Source organism: Calditerricola yamamurae (genome assembly GCF_054654135.1).
In genome coordinates this window covers 1,177,501-1,193,186 of sequence record NZ_BAAIFH010000006.1, presented here as the reverse complement: position 1 = coordinate 1,193,186, position 15,686 = coordinate 1,177,501, and the positions used below count along the sequence as shown (strand labels likewise).

General features: G+C 62.5%; 15 protein-coding genes. 11 read left to right on the top strand and 4 right to left on the bottom strand.

What is annotated here, in order from left to right:
- The first annotated feature begins 26 nt into the window (after positions 1 to 26).
- Positions 27 to 458 carry a GNAT family acetyltransferase gene (locus tag ACYQ0Z_RS12235; protein WP_459868680.1) on the top strand — a complete coding sequence of 144 codons (432 nt, stop codon included), beginning with the start codon at positions 27 to 29 and terminating at the stop codon, positions 456 to 458.
- A 5-nt stretch (positions 459 to 463) separates the two neighbouring features.
- A complete protein-coding gene (locus tag ACYQ0Z_RS12230; protein WP_459868677.1) occupies positions 464 to 1,021 on the top strand; it encodes a DUF402 domain-containing protein in 558 nt (185 codons plus the stop codon).
- Between the two features lie 8 nt (positions 1,022 to 1,029).
- Here the strand turns inward: ACYQ0Z_RS12230 and ACYQ0Z_RS12225 are convergent, their stop codons facing one another.
- A complete protein-coding gene (locus ACYQ0Z_RS12225) occupies positions 1,030 to 2,097 on the bottom strand; it encodes an FUSC family protein (RefSeq protein ID WP_459868674.1) in 1,068 nt (355 codons plus the stop codon).
- 148 nt (positions 2,098 to 2,245) lie between these two features.
- On the opposite strand from ACYQ0Z_RS12225, the gene ACYQ0Z_RS12220 reads away from it, so the two are divergent.
- On the top strand, positions 2,246 to 3,055 hold the full coding sequence (locus ACYQ0Z_RS12220; RefSeq protein WP_459868663.1) for an EAL domain-containing protein: 810 nt from the start codon (positions 2,246 to 2,248) through the stop codon (positions 3,053 to 3,055).
- A 53-nt stretch (positions 3,056 to 3,108) separates the two neighbouring features.
- Here ACYQ0Z_RS12220 and ACYQ0Z_RS12215 read toward each other — a convergent pair whose 3' ends face one another.
- Together ACYQ0Z_RS12215 and ACYQ0Z_RS12210 are read right to left on the bottom strand one after the other, a co-directional pair.
- Positions 3,109 to 7,665, bottom strand: a complete 4,557-nt coding sequence (locus tag ACYQ0Z_RS12215) for a glutamate synthase-related protein (RefSeq protein ID WP_459868645.1) — start codon at positions 7,663 to 7,665, stop codon at positions 3,109 to 3,111.
- Positions 7,666 to 8,104: 439 nt separating this feature from the next.
- Positions 8,105 to 9,391, bottom strand: coding sequence for a glutamate-1-semialdehyde 2,1-aminomutase (locus ACYQ0Z_RS12210; protein ID WP_459868642.1), 1,287 nt, complete (start codon positions 9,389 to 9,391; stop codon positions 8,105 to 8,107).
- A gap of 128 nt (positions 9,392 to 9,519) precedes the next feature.
- Between ACYQ0Z_RS12210 and ACYQ0Z_RS12205 the strand changes: the two genes are divergently transcribed.
- The 6 genes from ACYQ0Z_RS12205 to ACYQ0Z_RS12180 all read left to right on the top strand — a co-directional run bounded on the left by ACYQ0Z_RS12205 (position 9,520) and on the right by ACYQ0Z_RS12180 (position 13,885).
- On the top strand, positions 9,520 to 9,969 hold the full coding sequence (locus ACYQ0Z_RS12205; protein WP_459868639.1) for an inorganic diphosphatase: 450 nt from the start codon (positions 9,520 to 9,522) through the stop codon (positions 9,967 to 9,969).
- Positions 9,970 to 9,990: 21 nt separating this feature from the next.
- A complete protein-coding gene (locus ACYQ0Z_RS12200) occupies positions 9,991 to 10,998 on the top strand; it encodes an ABC transporter ATP-binding protein (RefSeq protein WP_459868636.1) in 1,008 nt (335 codons plus the stop codon).
- 52 nt (positions 10,999 to 11,050) lie between these two features.
- Positions 11,051 to 11,854, top strand: a complete 804-nt coding sequence (locus ACYQ0Z_RS12195; RefSeq protein WP_459868948.1) for an ABC transporter permease — start codon at positions 11,051 to 11,053, stop codon at positions 11,852 to 11,854.
- Positions 11,851 to 12,648, top strand: a complete 798-nt coding sequence (locus ACYQ0Z_RS12190) for an ABC transporter permease (RefSeq protein ID WP_459868633.1) — start codon at positions 11,851 to 11,853, stop codon at positions 12,646 to 12,648. The genes ACYQ0Z_RS12195 and ACYQ0Z_RS12190 overlap by 4 nt, the downstream gene beginning before the upstream one ends.
- Positions 12,649 to 12,768: 120 nt before the next feature.
- Positions 12,769 to 13,242 (top strand): thioredoxin-dependent thiol peroxidase, encoded by a 474-nt coding sequence (gene bcp / locus ACYQ0Z_RS12185; protein ID WP_459868630.1) that lies wholly within the window; start codon positions 12,769 to 12,771, stop codon positions 13,240 to 13,242.
- An 82-nt stretch (positions 13,243 to 13,324) separates the two neighbouring features.
- Positions 13,325 to 13,885 carry a cob(I)yrinic acid a,c-diamide adenosyltransferase gene (locus ACYQ0Z_RS12180; protein WP_459868627.1) on the top strand — a complete coding sequence of 187 codons (561 nt, stop codon included), beginning with the start codon at positions 13,325 to 13,327 and terminating at the stop codon, positions 13,883 to 13,885.
- A gap of 120 nt (positions 13,886 to 14,005) precedes the next feature.
- On the opposite strand, the gene ACYQ0Z_RS12175 is transcribed toward ACYQ0Z_RS12180, so the two are convergent.
- Positions 14,006 to 14,311 (bottom strand): DUF1811 family protein, encoded by a 306-nt coding sequence (locus tag ACYQ0Z_RS12175; RefSeq protein WP_459868624.1) that lies wholly within the window; start codon positions 14,309 to 14,311, stop codon positions 14,006 to 14,008.
- 112 nt (positions 14,312 to 14,423) lie between these two features.
- Between ACYQ0Z_RS12175 and nth the strand changes: the two genes are divergently transcribed.
- Positions 14,424 to 15,116 carry an endonuclease III gene (nth, locus tag ACYQ0Z_RS12170; protein WP_459868621.1) on the top strand — a complete coding sequence of 231 codons (693 nt, stop codon included), beginning with the start codon at positions 14,424 to 14,426 and terminating at the stop codon, positions 15,114 to 15,116.
- Between the two features lie 107 nt (positions 15,117 to 15,223).
- The gene (perR, locus tag ACYQ0Z_RS12165; protein WP_459868618.1) at positions 15,224 to 15,658 is read left to right on the top strand and encodes a peroxide-responsive transcriptional repressor PerR; all 435 of its coding nucleotides are present in this window, start codon (positions 15,224 to 15,226) and stop codon (positions 15,656 to 15,658) included.
- Positions 15,659 to 15,686: the final 28 nt, after the last annotated feature.

The following is a 15,686-nucleotide window of genomic DNA, read 5'->3' as shown; positions in this document are numbered from 1 at the left end:
CATTCGGCATGGGAGGCTGGAGAGGTGTGATCATTCGCCCGTTTCGGCTGGGAGATTACGCGGCGATCATGGCCATTTGGCGGGCCACGGGGTTTGAGCAGGAGGAGGCGGACCTCGACGCACTAGCACGCCAGCTGGCCTGGGACAGCGAGCTCGTGCTGGTGGCCGAGGTGGACGGCCAGGTGGTGGGCGTGATTGTCGGAACGATTGACGGCAACCGGGCTTACTTCTACCGGCTGGCCGTCCATCCCGATTACCAGCGCCGCGGGATCGGACGCCGGCTTGTGCAGGCGCTCGAGGAACGGTTTCGCGAAAAAGGCGTGACACAGATTGTGATCATGGTCAAGCAGGACAATGAGCAGGCCATTCCCTTTTACGAATCGTTGGGCTACGAAGTGCAACAGCTTGTTACCTTGTCGAAGCGCATTGAACAGCAACTGGGTGAAGCAAGGAGTTGACACGCGTGAAAGTACCACGGCCGGGAACCGTGATCACCATCGAAAGCTACAAGCATGACGGCACGCGCCATCGCACGTGGGACAAGACGTTGGTGTTGCACAACGGCCGGCGTCTGATCGGCGGCAATGACCGCGTGCTGGTAACCGAGGCCGACGGTCGGCAGTGGGTTACCCGCGAACCGGCCATTTGCACGTTTACGCGCGGGGATTGGTTTAACACCATTGCCATGTTACGGGAAGACGGGGTGTATTATTACTGCAACCTGGGTTCGCCGTTCCGGTGGAAGAACGGCGTGTTGACGTACATCGACTACGATCTCGACGTCAAGGTCTATCCCGATTTCACGTACGTCGTGCTGGATGAGGATGAGTTTGAGGAAAACCGGCGGCGCATGGGGTATCCCGACGCCGTCGTGCGCCACGTGTACCAGGGGCTGCGGCGCTTGAAGCAGCTGATTCACTACCGCAAAGGCCCGTTTCAGCCCGGTTACGTCGAAAAATGGTTTGCGCGCTACCTCGCGCAGCTGCGTAGCGCGGACCGCGACTCCTTACCGAGACCGTAAGGAGTTTTTTATTTTGTGGCGGGGGTTTCTTTTGCGTGGGTGAGGTAGCGGTCGATCAGTCGGTCGACGTGATCGAGGCGCTCCGCATACTCCAACAGCAGCCCGAGGAGGAGGAACAGCTGTCGCGCCGCCTGGCCCTCCTCCTGAACGGCGGTGTTCCGGTAACGGTTGATGGCCTCGTGGAGCAACCGGTGGCTGCCGCGCTGGACGGAGACGGGGATTTTGTGCGGGTAGTGGGAACGTACGACACCGGTCAATTTGAGCAGGATTTTTTCATGATACGCCGCCATGGCCGCAAATTGTTCGTCCATCAGCCGGGCCAGGTCAGGGGTGCGGTGGGCGATGTCGGGCACGTGGCGTTCCGCGGCCCGCAAGAGGTTGAAAGCGATGCGGCATGATTCGATCATGTTCTTGTACAAGACGAGGCGGCGCTGTTTGGTGTAGCGGTGGCGCAGGCGGGAGACCTGATCCTCTTGGAAAAAGCAATAGAGCCGGTCCAGCTCGGAAAGCTGTTTCTCCAATTCGTTGCTGCGGGCGCGGAAGGCGTTACTCCTCATGTCGTTTTCCATCACAACGCGCAGCAAGACGAGAATCGCTTCCGTTGTTTCCTGCAGCGCCTGGAGCAGTCGGGTTTCATGCTGGGGCGGGAGGAAAACCATGTTAACGAAAATGGACGAGAAGACGCCGACCAGAATCAGAAACAGACGTTCGGCGGCGGTTTCCAGGAAGTTGTCGGTTGGGCTGTCCATGATGAAGATGGCGGCCACAAGGGCGAGGGAAATGCCGCTTTCCAAGCGCAACTGCAGGCCGAGGGCAATGACGAGGATGACCACGAGGGCGATCACGAAGGGCTCGGTCCCGAACAGGAGGGCGGCGGCGACGGCCAGGACGGCGCCCATCAGGTTGGCCTGCAGCAGGTCCAGGAAATTTTTCCATGACCGCTGCAGCGACGGCTGCACGGACAAGGCTGCCGTGACGCCAGCAATGGCCCCGCTTCCGGGGACCCACCATTCCCCGAGGTAGAGGGCGAACATGACGGCCAGGGCGGTTTTCACAATGCGCGCACCAATCCGCATGGGTGATGCTCCTTTTCCGGCATGAAATCGGTCATCGGTAGTGTACAGCTTACCCGGATACTTGACAAGGGTATGTCTTCCATTTTTATAATAGAGTCGAAGTGCAGAATTTCTATTATTCAATTGATTGTCGCAATTGATGTAGATAATGAGCCGGGAAGAGGAGACCAATATGAAGAGTAATAAATTGGAAATGGGGGGGGGGGGGGGGGTATATTTTTCCATTTCCTCACCTCTCCGCCAGTTGTATGCGCGGGTGATGGAACTGTATCCTCTTACGCACTGGTACCAACCCATTTATCGTTTGGAAAGCTGGACCGTTCTGGGATATGAAGCGCTGTTACGCCCGCTGGTGCAACCGGAGGCCACACCGATGCTCCTGTTCAATGAGGCCCAGCGACAGGGGCACCGCGCCGCATTAGATTGCTTGTCGCTGTGCAAGGCGTGGGAAACGGCACAATTCTCATCGGTCTACTTGTTCGTCAACGTCTTTCCGAACACACTGCTCGAGCCCGATTTTCTCGAATGGTGGGATGAGCACATTCCCTCGTCCCCGTCGCTTGTCTTAGAGTTGAGTGAACAGGAAGCGGTGACCGATTGGGCGGCGCTGCGCGACGTCGTGGGTGCGCTGCGCCGGCGCGGCGTGCAATTCGCCATTGACGACATCGGTGTGGGATATGCGTCGTTGCGCTATTGGCTGGAACTCGAGCCCGAGTTTGTGAAGCTGGACCGGTACTTTACGTATCGGCTGGCCCATGATGCCCGGAAGCAGCGTGTGGTGGGCGGAATTCTCTACATGCTCGATGGTACGCCGACGCAGCTGATCTTGGAGGGGCTTGAGGAACCGGAGGACCTGGCGGCGGCCAAGTACCTGGGGGTGCCGCTCGGACAAGGGTTCCTCCTGGGCCATCCGGTGCCGTTTTCGGGCTTCGGACGACGAAAAACGCGACCGGGCTGATCCGGTCGCGTTTTTTTGTCGTCATGCGGGTATCAGGTGTTCACTGTGTGAGGTTACTCGGTGGCCACCGACTGGTCGGCCTGCAGTTTGACCGGCACGACCATCCGGAAGTGGCGGTCGGCCTCGGCGATAAGGCGCTGGATCGCTTCTGCCTTTTCGTGCTGGTCGGTGGCCTTCAGCTCTTCGACGTAGGCACCGAGGAGCTCGGCAATGTCAGCCTTGCCTTTCTCGTCGAGGGGCTTCAGTTCCACCTTGGCGCCCTTGGCAATCCGCCGGCGCAGCGCCGCCTCGTCCAGGCCCATCTCGGGGATGACGCGCAGGTACACGACGCCGCCGGTCATCCCGGAACAGATCCACGGACCGGGATCGCCGAGGACGACGGCGCGGCCGTTGGTCATGTACTCGAAGGCGAAGCCTTTGATGTTGGCCCGCGCGCCGATGTTGCCTAACTCGTCGCGCACCGGTTCCGTCAGCTCGCCACCGATCACCACGTCGGCGCCGGAGAGACGGATGCCGGCACGGGCGTCCGCGTTGCCCTGCACGATGAAGAGCCCCTTCTGGGCGCCGTAGCAGAAGCTCTTGCCGACCGACCCGTTCAGGAAGACGCCGTGCTTGTTTTTGGCCTTCAGGATGCTGACGCGACCGCCGAAGGCCATCTTGCCCACGCCGTCCTGGGCCCCGCCGCGCACGCGGATGTTGACCCCCTCGGCGTTAAAGGCGGCCAGGCCGTTGCCGGGCACCGAGCCGTCCTCGAAGGTGAGGGTTACCTCGGGCAGGTTGCGGTAGCTGCCGTCAAGGCGGCCGCGCACGCGGTAGCAGGAATAGAGGCCGCCCATGACGCGCGCGTTGCTGAGCACCGTGCGGAACGTGCGCCGCAGCGGGCGATCGGTGGAGACGTAGGTCTCTGCTTCCAGTTGCGCGCGCTCCGCTCCTGCGGCGACGAGGAGGCGGGCGGGCTGTTCGTCCTCGCGGAGGGCGGCGACGCGAAGCTCGTCGGGCATGGGCATCGGCGTGAGCAGGTGGCGCAAGTCAAGGCGCTCCAGGCCGCGCGTTTGCACCAGGAGGTCGGCGCGGCCGACCATGTCCTGGGTGCGCGCAAATCCGAGCTCGGCCGTCAGGCGGCGCACTTCCTCGCCGACGGCGGTGAAGAAGGTCTTGAGTCCCTCGACGGCGCGGTCGAACTCGCGCGGCACGAAACGGCGCAGGCCCTTTTCCTTGGCCTCCTCAAGGGAGTCAATCTGCGTGGCAATGCCCACGTGGCAGGTATCGAGGTGGCAGCCACGGCAGGTCGTACAGCCGATGGCCACCATTGCCAGCGTGCCGAAGCCCACGCGGTTGGCGCCCAGCAGGATCATCTTCACCACGTCGAGGCCCGAGCGCATGCCGCCGTCGCACCACAGCTCCACGCGGTCGCGCAGTCCGGCTTCGATCAGGGCGTTGTGGGCCGCCTTCACCCCGATTTCTGCCGGTAGGCCGACGTGCTGGATGGCATGGACGCGGGCCGCGCCGGTGCCGCCGTCAAAGCCCGACAGGTTGATGAAGTCGGCTCCGGCCTTGGCGATGCCGACGGCGATCGTCCCAATGTTCGGAACGATTGGGACCTTGACGGCCACCTTGGCCCGGTCATTGGCCTGCTTGATCTCGTAGATGATCTGCGCGAGGTCCTCGATGGAGTAGATGTCATGGTTGTTCGACGGCGAGATGAGGTCGGAGCCGATCGTCGCATTCCGCGCCGCGGCAATCTTCGCCGTCACTTTCGAGCCAGGTAGGTGCCCGCCCTCGCCCGGCTTGGCGCCCTGGCCGATCTTGATCTCGACGATGTTGGCGGCATTGGCCAGCTCCACATTCACCCCGAAACGGCCGGAGGCGATCTGGATGCCGCGGGTACGCAGGTACTTCCCGAGCATGTCTTTGATCTCGCCGCCCTCGCCGTTGAGGCTGATCATGTTGAGCTGTTCAGCCGCCTCGGCGTAGGCGCGGAAGGCGATTTCGTTCTGCGAGCCAAAGGACATCGAGCTGATGATGAGCGGCAGGCTGTGCTCGCCCACGCTGATGTCCACCTCTCTCGGGTCGAGAGGCGGGCGTTCCCGGCGGGCCTTTTCCAGGTTGAGGTCGGCCAGGTGGCGGATGGCGATCGGGTTGGTGCGCTCCTCGTTTTCCAGCTTGTCGGCGTATTCGCGATAGGCGATCTCCCCGGCGGCCAGTTGGCCGATCGACTTCCAGATGCGCGGGAAGAGGCGGAACAGCTTGGCTGGCTTGGCTGCATTGGAATGGAAGTCGTCGTAGCGCTTGCGGCTGTCCGCTTCCAGGTCGGAAAAGGACGTGCCGGCCGTCTCAGAACCGAGAAAGTTGGTGATGCCGAGCACGGCGGCCACCTCGTCGCGCAGGCCGATGGACGCAAATTGCCGCGTGTAGCCCCGCAGCTCATGCACGCCGAGGGTGGAGATCACCTTCTCGATCCCCTTGGTGAGGGCGTGGTACAGGTTGACGACAGATGCTGCCGCCTCGCCGTTCTTGCCGCCGGACACCGTGGCAAAGAGGAGGTAGGGGCTGACGGCGTCGGCACCGAACCCGCAGGCGAGCACCAGGTCATGCAGGGAGCGGATGGCTCCCGAGCGCAGGATAATGCCCGCGCGGCGGCGCAGGTTGCCGTTGCCGGGCTCGGCCTGCTTCAGGGCCGTGTCGATGGCGGCCAGGCACAGGTGCGGGTCGATCCAGTAGCGGCCGTCCTGGTGGCACGGCGAATCGTCGAGCAAAATGAGTGTTGCCCCGGCCCGCACCGCCTTGACTGCTTCGTCGGCCATGGCCTTCAGGGCGTCCCGCATCGACTGCCCGTCGACGAAGAACGTGCCGATGGTGTGCACGCCGCCGCCCACCTTGGCGAAGTGGGCCAGTACTTCCTCAAAGGACCACGTGCCGAGCCGGCGTGCCGCTTCCTGCCCCAGCGGTCCTTCCAGGAGGATGGGGGAAGGCAGCTCGAGAACGTCGCCGCGGTCTTCGGCCGTAGCCAGGGTGGGCCGGCGGCCGATCACCACCCGCGTGGAGAAGTGCTCCATTTCCCGCTCGCGGTCGATGGCCGGATTCGTCACGACGGCGACGCTTTCCTTGATGTAGTCAGCGATGTTCTGCCGTTCCCTGGCCAGCGCGGCGAGGGGGGCGTCATGGCCGAGGGAGCGGATGGGTTCGGCGCCGCTTGCGGCCATTTGCTCGGCCAGCTGGATCTGCTCGCGTTCCCAGCCAAAGGCGGCATAGAGGTTGTTCGTCACGTCCAGGATGGGTTCCCGATGTTCCACCTCCGCCGGCGGCTGGCCGACGTCCAGACGATGGCGGAACCCGCGGAAGTCGACCTTTTGCGCTAGGCGGCGGTACACTTCCTCCTGCAGCTCGTGGTGGGCAAACCGGCGGATACCGCCTTCCGGGAGCAGCTGGACGCCCACCTTTTCCCCGGGGGCGAGGGGCTTGGGTTCGGCCACCATTTCCGTGACCGGGATGAGCCCCTGTTCCGAGGAGAAGTAGAGCGCACGCTCGTCCTCCACCATCCACAACGGGCGCAGCCCCAGAGCGTCAACGCTGAAGACGCATTCGTCCTTGTAGCGGGAGACGATGCCCGCCGGCCCCTGGGCGAAGTGGCCCCAGGTCTCGCGGATGTAGGCGTACAGATCCTGCAGCTCGGGCCGCAGCTGCTTGATTTCGTTGATGATCGGCGGGAACAGGAACTCCATCGCCTCGAATAGCGTCAGGTTGTAGCGGTGGATGAGTGTTTCCGCTGTCCGGTTGAGGTTTTGCGAGTCGCTGCCGCCTTCCACTAGCGGAACGCCGAGCATTTCAGCCTCTTCCTCCAGACGGGTGATCGTGTTGATCTCCCCGTTGTGCCCGAGGAGGGTGAAGGGCTGCACGCGGAAGAAGTTGGACAGGGTGTTGGTCGAGTAGCGGTTGTGGCCGATCGTCACCGTCGACTGGAACTCGGGACGGCCGATGTCGTGGAAGTACTTCGGCAGGATGCCGGCCGCCCCCATCACCTTGTAGGCGACGGTGTGATTGCTCAGGGAGGCCACGTGCACACGGTGCGCCGCCTCGATGGCCACGTGCAGCTCAAAGAGGTTGGCCTCCAGGGAGCGCGTCCGGTCGACGTTCTCGGCGAGGAGGGCTACCTGCCAAAAGACAGGAGATTCCTTGCGGGCGTTTTTGCCCAGCACGGCGGGATTGACGTTGTCCACTTCTTCGCACAGCAGGGCAAAGCCCGCCGCTTCCAGCCGCGCGCGGATGTCGGCCATCACCGCCTCGCGGTCGAGATCGCGCGGGATGAAGATATGCCCGACGGCAAAGCGCTTGTCGAAGGCCAACTCGCCGCTCTTGCCGGCCGCCAGCAGTTTTTGCGCCCACAGCGTGCGCGGAATGTCGCAGAGGATGCCGCAGCCGTCACCTTCGCCGTCGATGAAGCCGGAGCGGTGCTCCATCTTGATAAGGGCATCCAGGACGCGCAGGATGTTCTCGTGGGACGGCTTCCCGTCTTTCTCGATCACACAGACGATACCACAGGCATCGTGCTCGGTGAGGTGGTGATTCCGAAAACGGGTGATCTCACGCTGGACAACGTTCTTGTGTTTCATCATTTTGGGGGTCAGGGCGAGCTGACCGCTTCACCTCCTATCCGAAATGGTCGAAGGGGAAGGAAAAGTTTCTCTATTCCGTCTGTTTTCCAGATCTCGACATATCGTTCGGGAATCGTTGTCCGCCAGCGAGGGCGGCGTGCACACTCCATGCAAGGAAACGCTTCTGACTGTCCCGCAGGTGTCGGTGGGACACGCAGGGGACGTACGGAAAAAGTTAAGTATAGCATAGCATGACAAGGGGATCAGCACAATAGGGGGACGTTGATTTTTATGCAGTTGAAAGCGTTTTTATTCCGTTTCCACAACTTTTTATCTTGCGCGTCGGAATCAAAACCGAATGAAATTGGGATAAATAAGGAAAATGTTCGGATATTACACGAAAACAAACCCGCGCCCCTTTCCGGAAAGGGGCGCGGGTGACACCGTGCGGACGTGTTTACAATTGGGCGAAAGCGCGGTCGACCGCTTTCACGGTGTAGGCGATGTCGTCTTCCGTGTGGGCGAGGGTAATGAACCACGCCTCGTACTTGGACGGTGCGAGGTATACCCCCTGGTCGAGCATGAGATGGAAGAACCGGGCAAAGCGTTCCCCGTCGGAGGCCTGCACGTCGGCGTATTGTTTCACGGGACGGTCGGTGAAGTAGACGGCGAGGGCACCTTTTACCCGGTTGACCTGCACCGGGATGCCGTGGCGCGCTGCCGCCTCCTCAATGCCCTCCTGCAGCAGGCGTCCGAGGCGGTCGAGGTGCTCGTAGACCCCCGGCTCGCGCAGCACCTCCAGGCAGGCGATGCCGGCGCGGATCGACGCCGGGTTGCCGGCCATCGTTCCGGCCTGGTACGCCGGGCCGAGGGGCGCCACCTGTTCCATGATCTCACGCCGCCCGCCGTAGGCACCGATGGGCAGCCCGCCGCCGATGATCTTGCCGAGGGCGGTCATGTCGGGGACAAAGCCCAGCAGGTCTTGCGCGCCGCCGTAGTGGAAGCGGAAGGCGGTGATCACCTCGTCGTAGATGACGAGAGCGCCGCATTCGCGGGCGATGCGGTGGACGGTATCGAGGAAGCCGGGCTCCGGTGGGACGATACCGAAGTTGCCGACGATGGGCTCGACCAGCACCGCCGCCACTTCACCGCCCCATCGGTCCATCGCTTCGGTGTAGGCGACGGGGTCGTTGTAGGGGACGGTGATCACCTCGTTGGCGATGGACTGGGGGATACCGGCGCTGTCGGGAATCCCGAGTGTGGCAGGACCCGAACCGGCGGCGACGAGGACAAGGTCGGAGTGGCCGTGGTAGCAACCGGCAAACTTGAGGATCTTCGTCCGCCCGGTGTACGCGCGGGCCACGCGGATGCACGTCATCACCGCCTCGGTACCGGAGTTGACGAAGCGGATCTTCTCCATGGAGGGGATGGCCTCGCGCAACATGCGGGCGAAGGTGATCTCCCATTCGGTCGGCGTGCCGTACAGTGTACCGTTTTGCGCCGCCTCGCAAATGGCCCGCGTGATGTGCGGGTGGGCGTGGCCGCAAATGATCGGACCAAAGGCGGCCAGGTAGTCGATATACCGGTTGCCGTCGGCATCCCAGAAGTAGGCGCCCTCGGCGCGAACCATGAACACCGGCGCCCCGCCGCCGACGGCCTTGAAGGAACGAGAGGGGCTGTTGACGCCGCCGACGATCACGTCGAGGGCTTGTTCGTACAGTTCGGCAGATCGCATGCGCTTCATCACGGTTCCTCCTTTCGGCCGACAGGGATTGGGATGTTCGGGGTTGAGGGCGTCCTCGCTCATTGTACCGCACCTTTTTTATAATGGAAGGAGAACGTTTGGTGAACTTGCGGGGAGGTGCACGGGCGATGGAAAAGCTACAGGCCCTCATCGAGATTCCGCGCGACAGCCGCGAACGGTACACCTGGAACGAGGCGAAGCGCGCGTGGGTGGTGTCGGAGGCGCTGGAGGTGACCTGTCCGGAAAACTACGGCCACATCCCCAAGACGATCGGCAACGACGGAGAGCCCCTCGACATCGTCGTGCTGACCGATCGTCCCCTCCTCGTCGGCAAACCCTTTGTGTGCCGCCCGATCGGCATCCTCTTGCGCAAGGACGGCGACCACAAGCTCCTGGCCGTGCCGCTGAACGAGCGGCGGTGGAAAACGCCCGAAGATATCCCGAACTGGCGCCGCATTCGATTGGAAGCCTTTCTTACCATCTCCAGCCCGCTAACCGGTTACGGCAACGAGGAAACGGCGATGGAGGTGTTGACCGAAGCGCGGCTCCGCTACCTGCAAAAGCACGGTCTGGACTGAGTGACAGAGAAGGGATGGGGTATGTATCGCATCGAAGCACGCAACTTGACCAAAACGTTTAAGACCCACAAGAGCCGCCCCGGGTTGCTCGGGGCGCTTCGCGATCTGTTCACGCGCCAGTACACCACCATCACCGCCGTTGACGGCATCGACTTGCTGGTTGAGGAGGGGGAGATGGTTGGCTATATCGGCGCCAACGGGGCCGGCAAATCGACGACGATCAAGATGCTCACCGGCATCCTGATGCCGACGGCCGGCTTCTTGCGCGTCAACGGCATGGATCCGCACCGCGAGCGCGAACGGTTTGTCCGCACCATCGGCGTGGTGTTCGGCCAGCGCAGCCAGCTGTGGTGGGACCTGGCTGTTCAGGAGTCGTTTCGCCTCCTGCAGCACGTCTATCGCGTTCCCGACGATGTGTACCGCCGCCACATGGGCTACGTGATCGAGGTGCTGGATATCGGTGACCTCCTTGACCGGCCCGTACGCAAGCTCTCCCTCGGCCAGCGTATGCGCTGCGAGTTAGCGGCGGCCTTCGTGCACAACCCGCCGCTTCTCTTTCTCGACGAGCCGACGATCGGCCTTGATGTGCTGATCAAGATGAAGGTGCGCGAGTTCTTGCGTGAAATGAACCGCACCTATGGAACGACGATTCTTCTCACCACCCATGACCTGTCGGATATCGAGGCCCTCTGCTCCCGCGTGGTGATGCTCGACAAGGGGCGCATCCTCTACGACGGCAGCCTCGAGGAGTTGCGCCGGCGGTGGGCAGAGGAAAAGCGGGTGGTGGTCGAGTTTGCCCGACCGGTGCCCGTTGAGGACCTGAACCGCCATACGGCGGACTTGCCCGTCACTTGGGAGCAGGAGCACCCGTATCGCAGCCGGGCCGTGCTGCATCAGGGGGACGGGGCCTTGGTGTCCAGCTTGTTGGCCCGCCTCCAGACCTATCCCGTGACCGACGTGCGCGTCGAGGAGACGAGCACGGAAGAGATCGTCAGCCGCATCTATGCCGAGGGGATGGCCCGTGCGTAGCCCGGAGCGGAACCCCTGGTGGTGGTGCCGGCCCGCCGCTGGTCTGGCGCGGATGTGGACGGCCCTCCGTCCCTACGCCGAATGGGTGCGCCTGCGCTTTTTGCTGATGCTGGCCTACCGGGTCAACTACTACAGCGGCATTGCCGTCTACACGATCAACATCGGGGCGTACTACTTCTTGTGGAAGGCCTTGTACCAGGGGGAGACCACCCTGGGCGGGCTGACGGCCACCCAGATGACCACCTATGTGGCCGTGGCTTGGATGGCGCGCTCCTTCTATTTCAACAACGTGGACCGGGAGATGGCGCAGGAGATCCGCGAAGGACGCGTGGCCGTGGAGCTGATTCGCCCCTACAACTACCTGGTGGTCAAGGCGATGCAGGCGTTGGGCGAAGGGCTCTTTCGGCTGTGCTTTTTTTCGGTTCCGGGTATGGTGTTGGTCTCCTTCCTGTTGCCGGTGGATCTGCCCGAAAGTCCGCACACCTGGGGGTTGTTTGCCCTCAGCCTGCTGCTGAGCTTTGTCATCAACACCCAGCTCAACCTTCTCACCGGTCTCATGGCCTTCTTCCTGCTCAACAATGAAGGCCTGATGTACGCCAAGCGCGTCGTCGTCGACCTGTTTTCCGGGCTCATCCTTCCCCTTTCCCTCTTTCCCGAATGGGCGCGGGCGATCCTCGTCCTCTTGCCGTTCCAGGCCATCAGCTATCTGCCCACAATGATCGTCACGGGGGCGTGGACAACGGCGCAGATTGAGCAGGCCCTGCTCGTGCAGCTGGTGTGGAGTCTCCTGCTTGTCGTGCCGATCCGAGCGCTGTGGGTCTTGGCCCGCCGGAAGCTGGTGGTGCAGGGGGGATGACGGACGTGTGGCGGTTGCTTTCCCTGTTTTGGGTGTACTTGGCCCAGTACCTCAAGGCGCGCATGGCCTACCGGTACGATTTTCTCGTGCAGGGGCTCACCGATGTGGTCTGGCAGCTGGTCAACCTCGTCTTCATCCTGGTCGTCTTTACCCACGTCCCGACGCTGGGCGGCTGGAGTCGCGACGAGATCCTGTTCATCTATGGGTATTTCCTCGTCCCGTACGGGATTTTTGCGTGCCTGTTCAACCTGTGGGACTTTCAGGAGCGCTACATTCTCCGCGGTGAAATCGACCGCGTCCTGACACGTCCGATCCACAGCCTGGCCCAAGTGTGCCTGGAAAACCTGGATCCCGAGGCCTTGTTCGGCGTGGTGACCGGCCTGATCATCATGGGCTATGCCGGCTATCGGCTCGGTCTCGATTTGACGTGGTATGACCCGCTGGTATTCCTCCTGCTCGTGGTGGGCAGCGTGCTCGTGTATGCCGGCATCTACGTGGCCATTGCCGCCATCGGCTTTTTCGCCGACGCCAAGACGGGCATCGCCCCGATGGTGTGGAACCTCCAAAACTACGGCCGCTACCCGGTCGACATCTACAACCGCCTGATCCGCATTGTGCTCACCTGGATCCTGCCCTTCGCCTACGTCGGCCTGTACCCGTCGTCCTACTTCCTGGGGCGGAAAACCTACTACGTTTATGCTGCCGCCACGCCGGTGGTGGGGGCGGTCGTCTTTGCCCTCGGCCTGTGGGCGTGGAACGCCGGCGTGCGGCGCTACCGGGGGGTTGGGTCGTAGCGGGGCGTTTGGGTGGGAGGCCGGTGCGGCGTCACCGGGGGTGTCATGGATGAACCGGCGACAGGCGCGGTATAATGGAAAAGACAGGCGGACCGCTGGGACACGAGGAGGGGACAGGAGATGGACGAGTTGACCGTTGGGCAACCGGCGCCCGATTTCACGCTGCCTGCCACGGGAGGGAAAACCCTCTCCCTGTCGGACTTTCGGGGCCGGAACGTGGTGCTGTACTTCTATCCGAAGGACATGACGCCGGGGTGCACGCGCGAGGCGGCCGATTTTTCGCGCCTGGCCGACGCTTTTGCCGCGGCCGATACCGTGATCTTGGGCGTCAGCACCGATGATGTGGCGTCCCATGAAAAGTTTGCTGCCAAACACAACATTCCCTTCCCGCTTCTCAGCGACACCGAGGCCGAGGTTTGCCGGCGCTACGGGGTGTGGAAGGAGAAGAAGAACTTCGGGAAGACGTACATGGGCATCGAGCGGTCCACCTTTGTCATCGACCGTGGGGGGAACATTGCGAAAATCTGGCGCAAGGTGAAAGTGGACGGCCACGCCGAAGAGGTGCTGGCGTTCGTGCGCGAGCACCTGGCCTGAAAGGAAGGAGGCCGGGCGGGATGGCCGGCTCCCGCCGACGGGAAAACGGCAGAACATTCACACGTTAGGAGAGGAGAGACACGTGCGCATCTACACGCGTTCCGGAGACAAAGGGGAGACGTCGCTGATCCACGGGGTGCGCGTGCCCAAGCACGCGGCCCGCGTAGAGGCGTACGGGACGTGCGACGAAGCCAACTCGTGCATTGGCCTGGCGCTGGCCTTGCTGCCTGCCGGCCCCGAATGGGACGAGGTGCGTCGGCAGCTGGCTGTGGTGCAGACGAAGCTGTTCCACGTCGGGGCGGAACTGGCCACGCCGCCGGACAAGCCAGTCGGCTGGCCGATCGGCGACGACGACGTGGTTGCCCTGGAGCGGCAGATCGACACCTTGGAGGCCCAGCTCCCCCCGCTGGCGAACTTCATCCTGCCGGGAGGGCATCCGGCCGGCGCCGCGCTGCATGTGGCCCGCACCGTCGTGCGGCGGGCCGAGCGGGCGGCGGTGCGCGTGGCAGCCGAGGAGGCCATCAACCCCGTTGTCGTCCGCTATCTAAACCGGCTCTCCGACTATCTGTTCGTGCTGGCGCGCTATGTCAACCAGCGATTGGGCTGCCCGGAACCAACGCTGCACGAGGGGGATGAGGATTAGGGGAGAAGGGATTGGGCCGTGGGTGCGGCCGCGTATGGTGCGGCGGGCGCAGAACAAGCCCCCATCCGCCTGACGGATGGGGGCGATTTGCGTGTTCGGCAAGGCACAGGGGTTCCGGAACTATCGGTACAGCCGACCGAGGGGGAAGGCGCGCGCCTCCGTCTCCCCTTCGAGATGGCCCCAGGCCATTACGCCGCGAACAAAGTCCAGGCGGAAGGGCCGGTCTTCGCCGACGACGCGATACGTCTCCCCGGGGCGAAAGGCGCGCGGGTCGCACAGGTACGATTTGGCCAGGAAGAGGCGCTGCTCCAGCACCTCTGCTTCCGCCATGAGCCCCTGGTTGCGCTTGGTTTCCACATCCCGTTGCAGGCGGTCGATTTCCCGCCGCAATTCGTCGGGCGTCAGGTCGCTTAGCCGTCGGTTCATGGTCGTCCCTCCTCAGACATGGGAAGACGGGAGATGGTATACTAAGACGGTGGGCGGTCCGAAAGGGAGCGACAGTGGCTGCCAAGGCGCGCAGGTCAAGGGAGGAATCGGCATGGGCAAAGGTCATCGGTCGCGTACCGCACGCCATGCAGCGGATGTACCGGTTGCCACGGTGTTGCGGGAGCTCGAAGCATTATACCCCGAAGCCCGCTGCGAGCTCAACTTTCGCAATCCGTTCGAGCTCTTGATTGCGACGATCCTCTCGGCTCAGTGTACGGACAAAAAGGTGAACGAGGTCACGGCGACGCTGTTTGAAAAGTACAAGCGGCCGGAGGACTACCTTCGCTTGACGCAGGAGGAACTGGAACGGGAAATTCGCGGGCTAGGGTTGTATAAGAATAAGAGTAAAAACATCCTGGCGACGTGCCGCATTCTGCACGAGAAGCACAACGGCGAGGTGCCCCGCACGCGGGAGGAGCTGGAAGCCCTGCCCGGCGTGGGGCGAAAGACGGCCAACGTGGTCCTTTCCAACGCCTTTGGGGTGCCCGCGATCGCCGTCGACACCCACGTGTTTCGCGTGGCCAACCGAATCGGGCTGGCTCAATCCGACGATGTTCGTGAAACCGAGGAACAGCTGATGGCGGTGATCCCGAAGGAAAAGTGGTCACAAGCCCATCACTGGCTCATCTGGCACGGACGTCGCATCTGCACGGCGCGCAACCCCCGCTGCAGCGCGTGTCCCATTCGCCCGCACTGTCGCTACGCGCAGGAAACCCGAAGCGCGGCCGCCGGGTCGTTCAGTTGACAAGGGATAAAGGGAAACGTAAACTATCTATAAAGATTGATAAGAATTTTAAAGGGGCGTACCAGCCAATACCTGATGGTTTTTCTTCTTGATGGGAGTGCACACCCATGCGTTCACATCGGCTCGAAAAAGCGATTGAGAAGTTGAAAGCCAATGGCGTGCGCATCACGCCGCAGCGGTACGCCATTCTGGCGTATCTGATCGAGAGCATGTCCCACCCTACGGCCGACGAGATCTACAAGGCCCTGGAGAAACAGTTTCCGAACCTGAGCGTGGCCACGGTGTACAACAATCTGCGCCTCTTCAAGGAAGCGGGTTTGGTGCGGGAATTGACATACGGGGACAATTCCAGCCGTTTTGACGCCAATATGAGCGAGCACTACCACGTGATTTGCACGTCCTGCGGAAAGATTGTTGACTTTGCCTATCCGCCGCTAACGGAAGTTGAGGTGGTGGCGGAGAAGGTGACCGGTTTCCATGTGAAGAGCCACCGAATGGAAGTGTACGGCTTATGCCGGGAGTGCCAGGAAGTGACCCATTGAGGGACCTGGAAAAAAGGCAGCCGCGCGA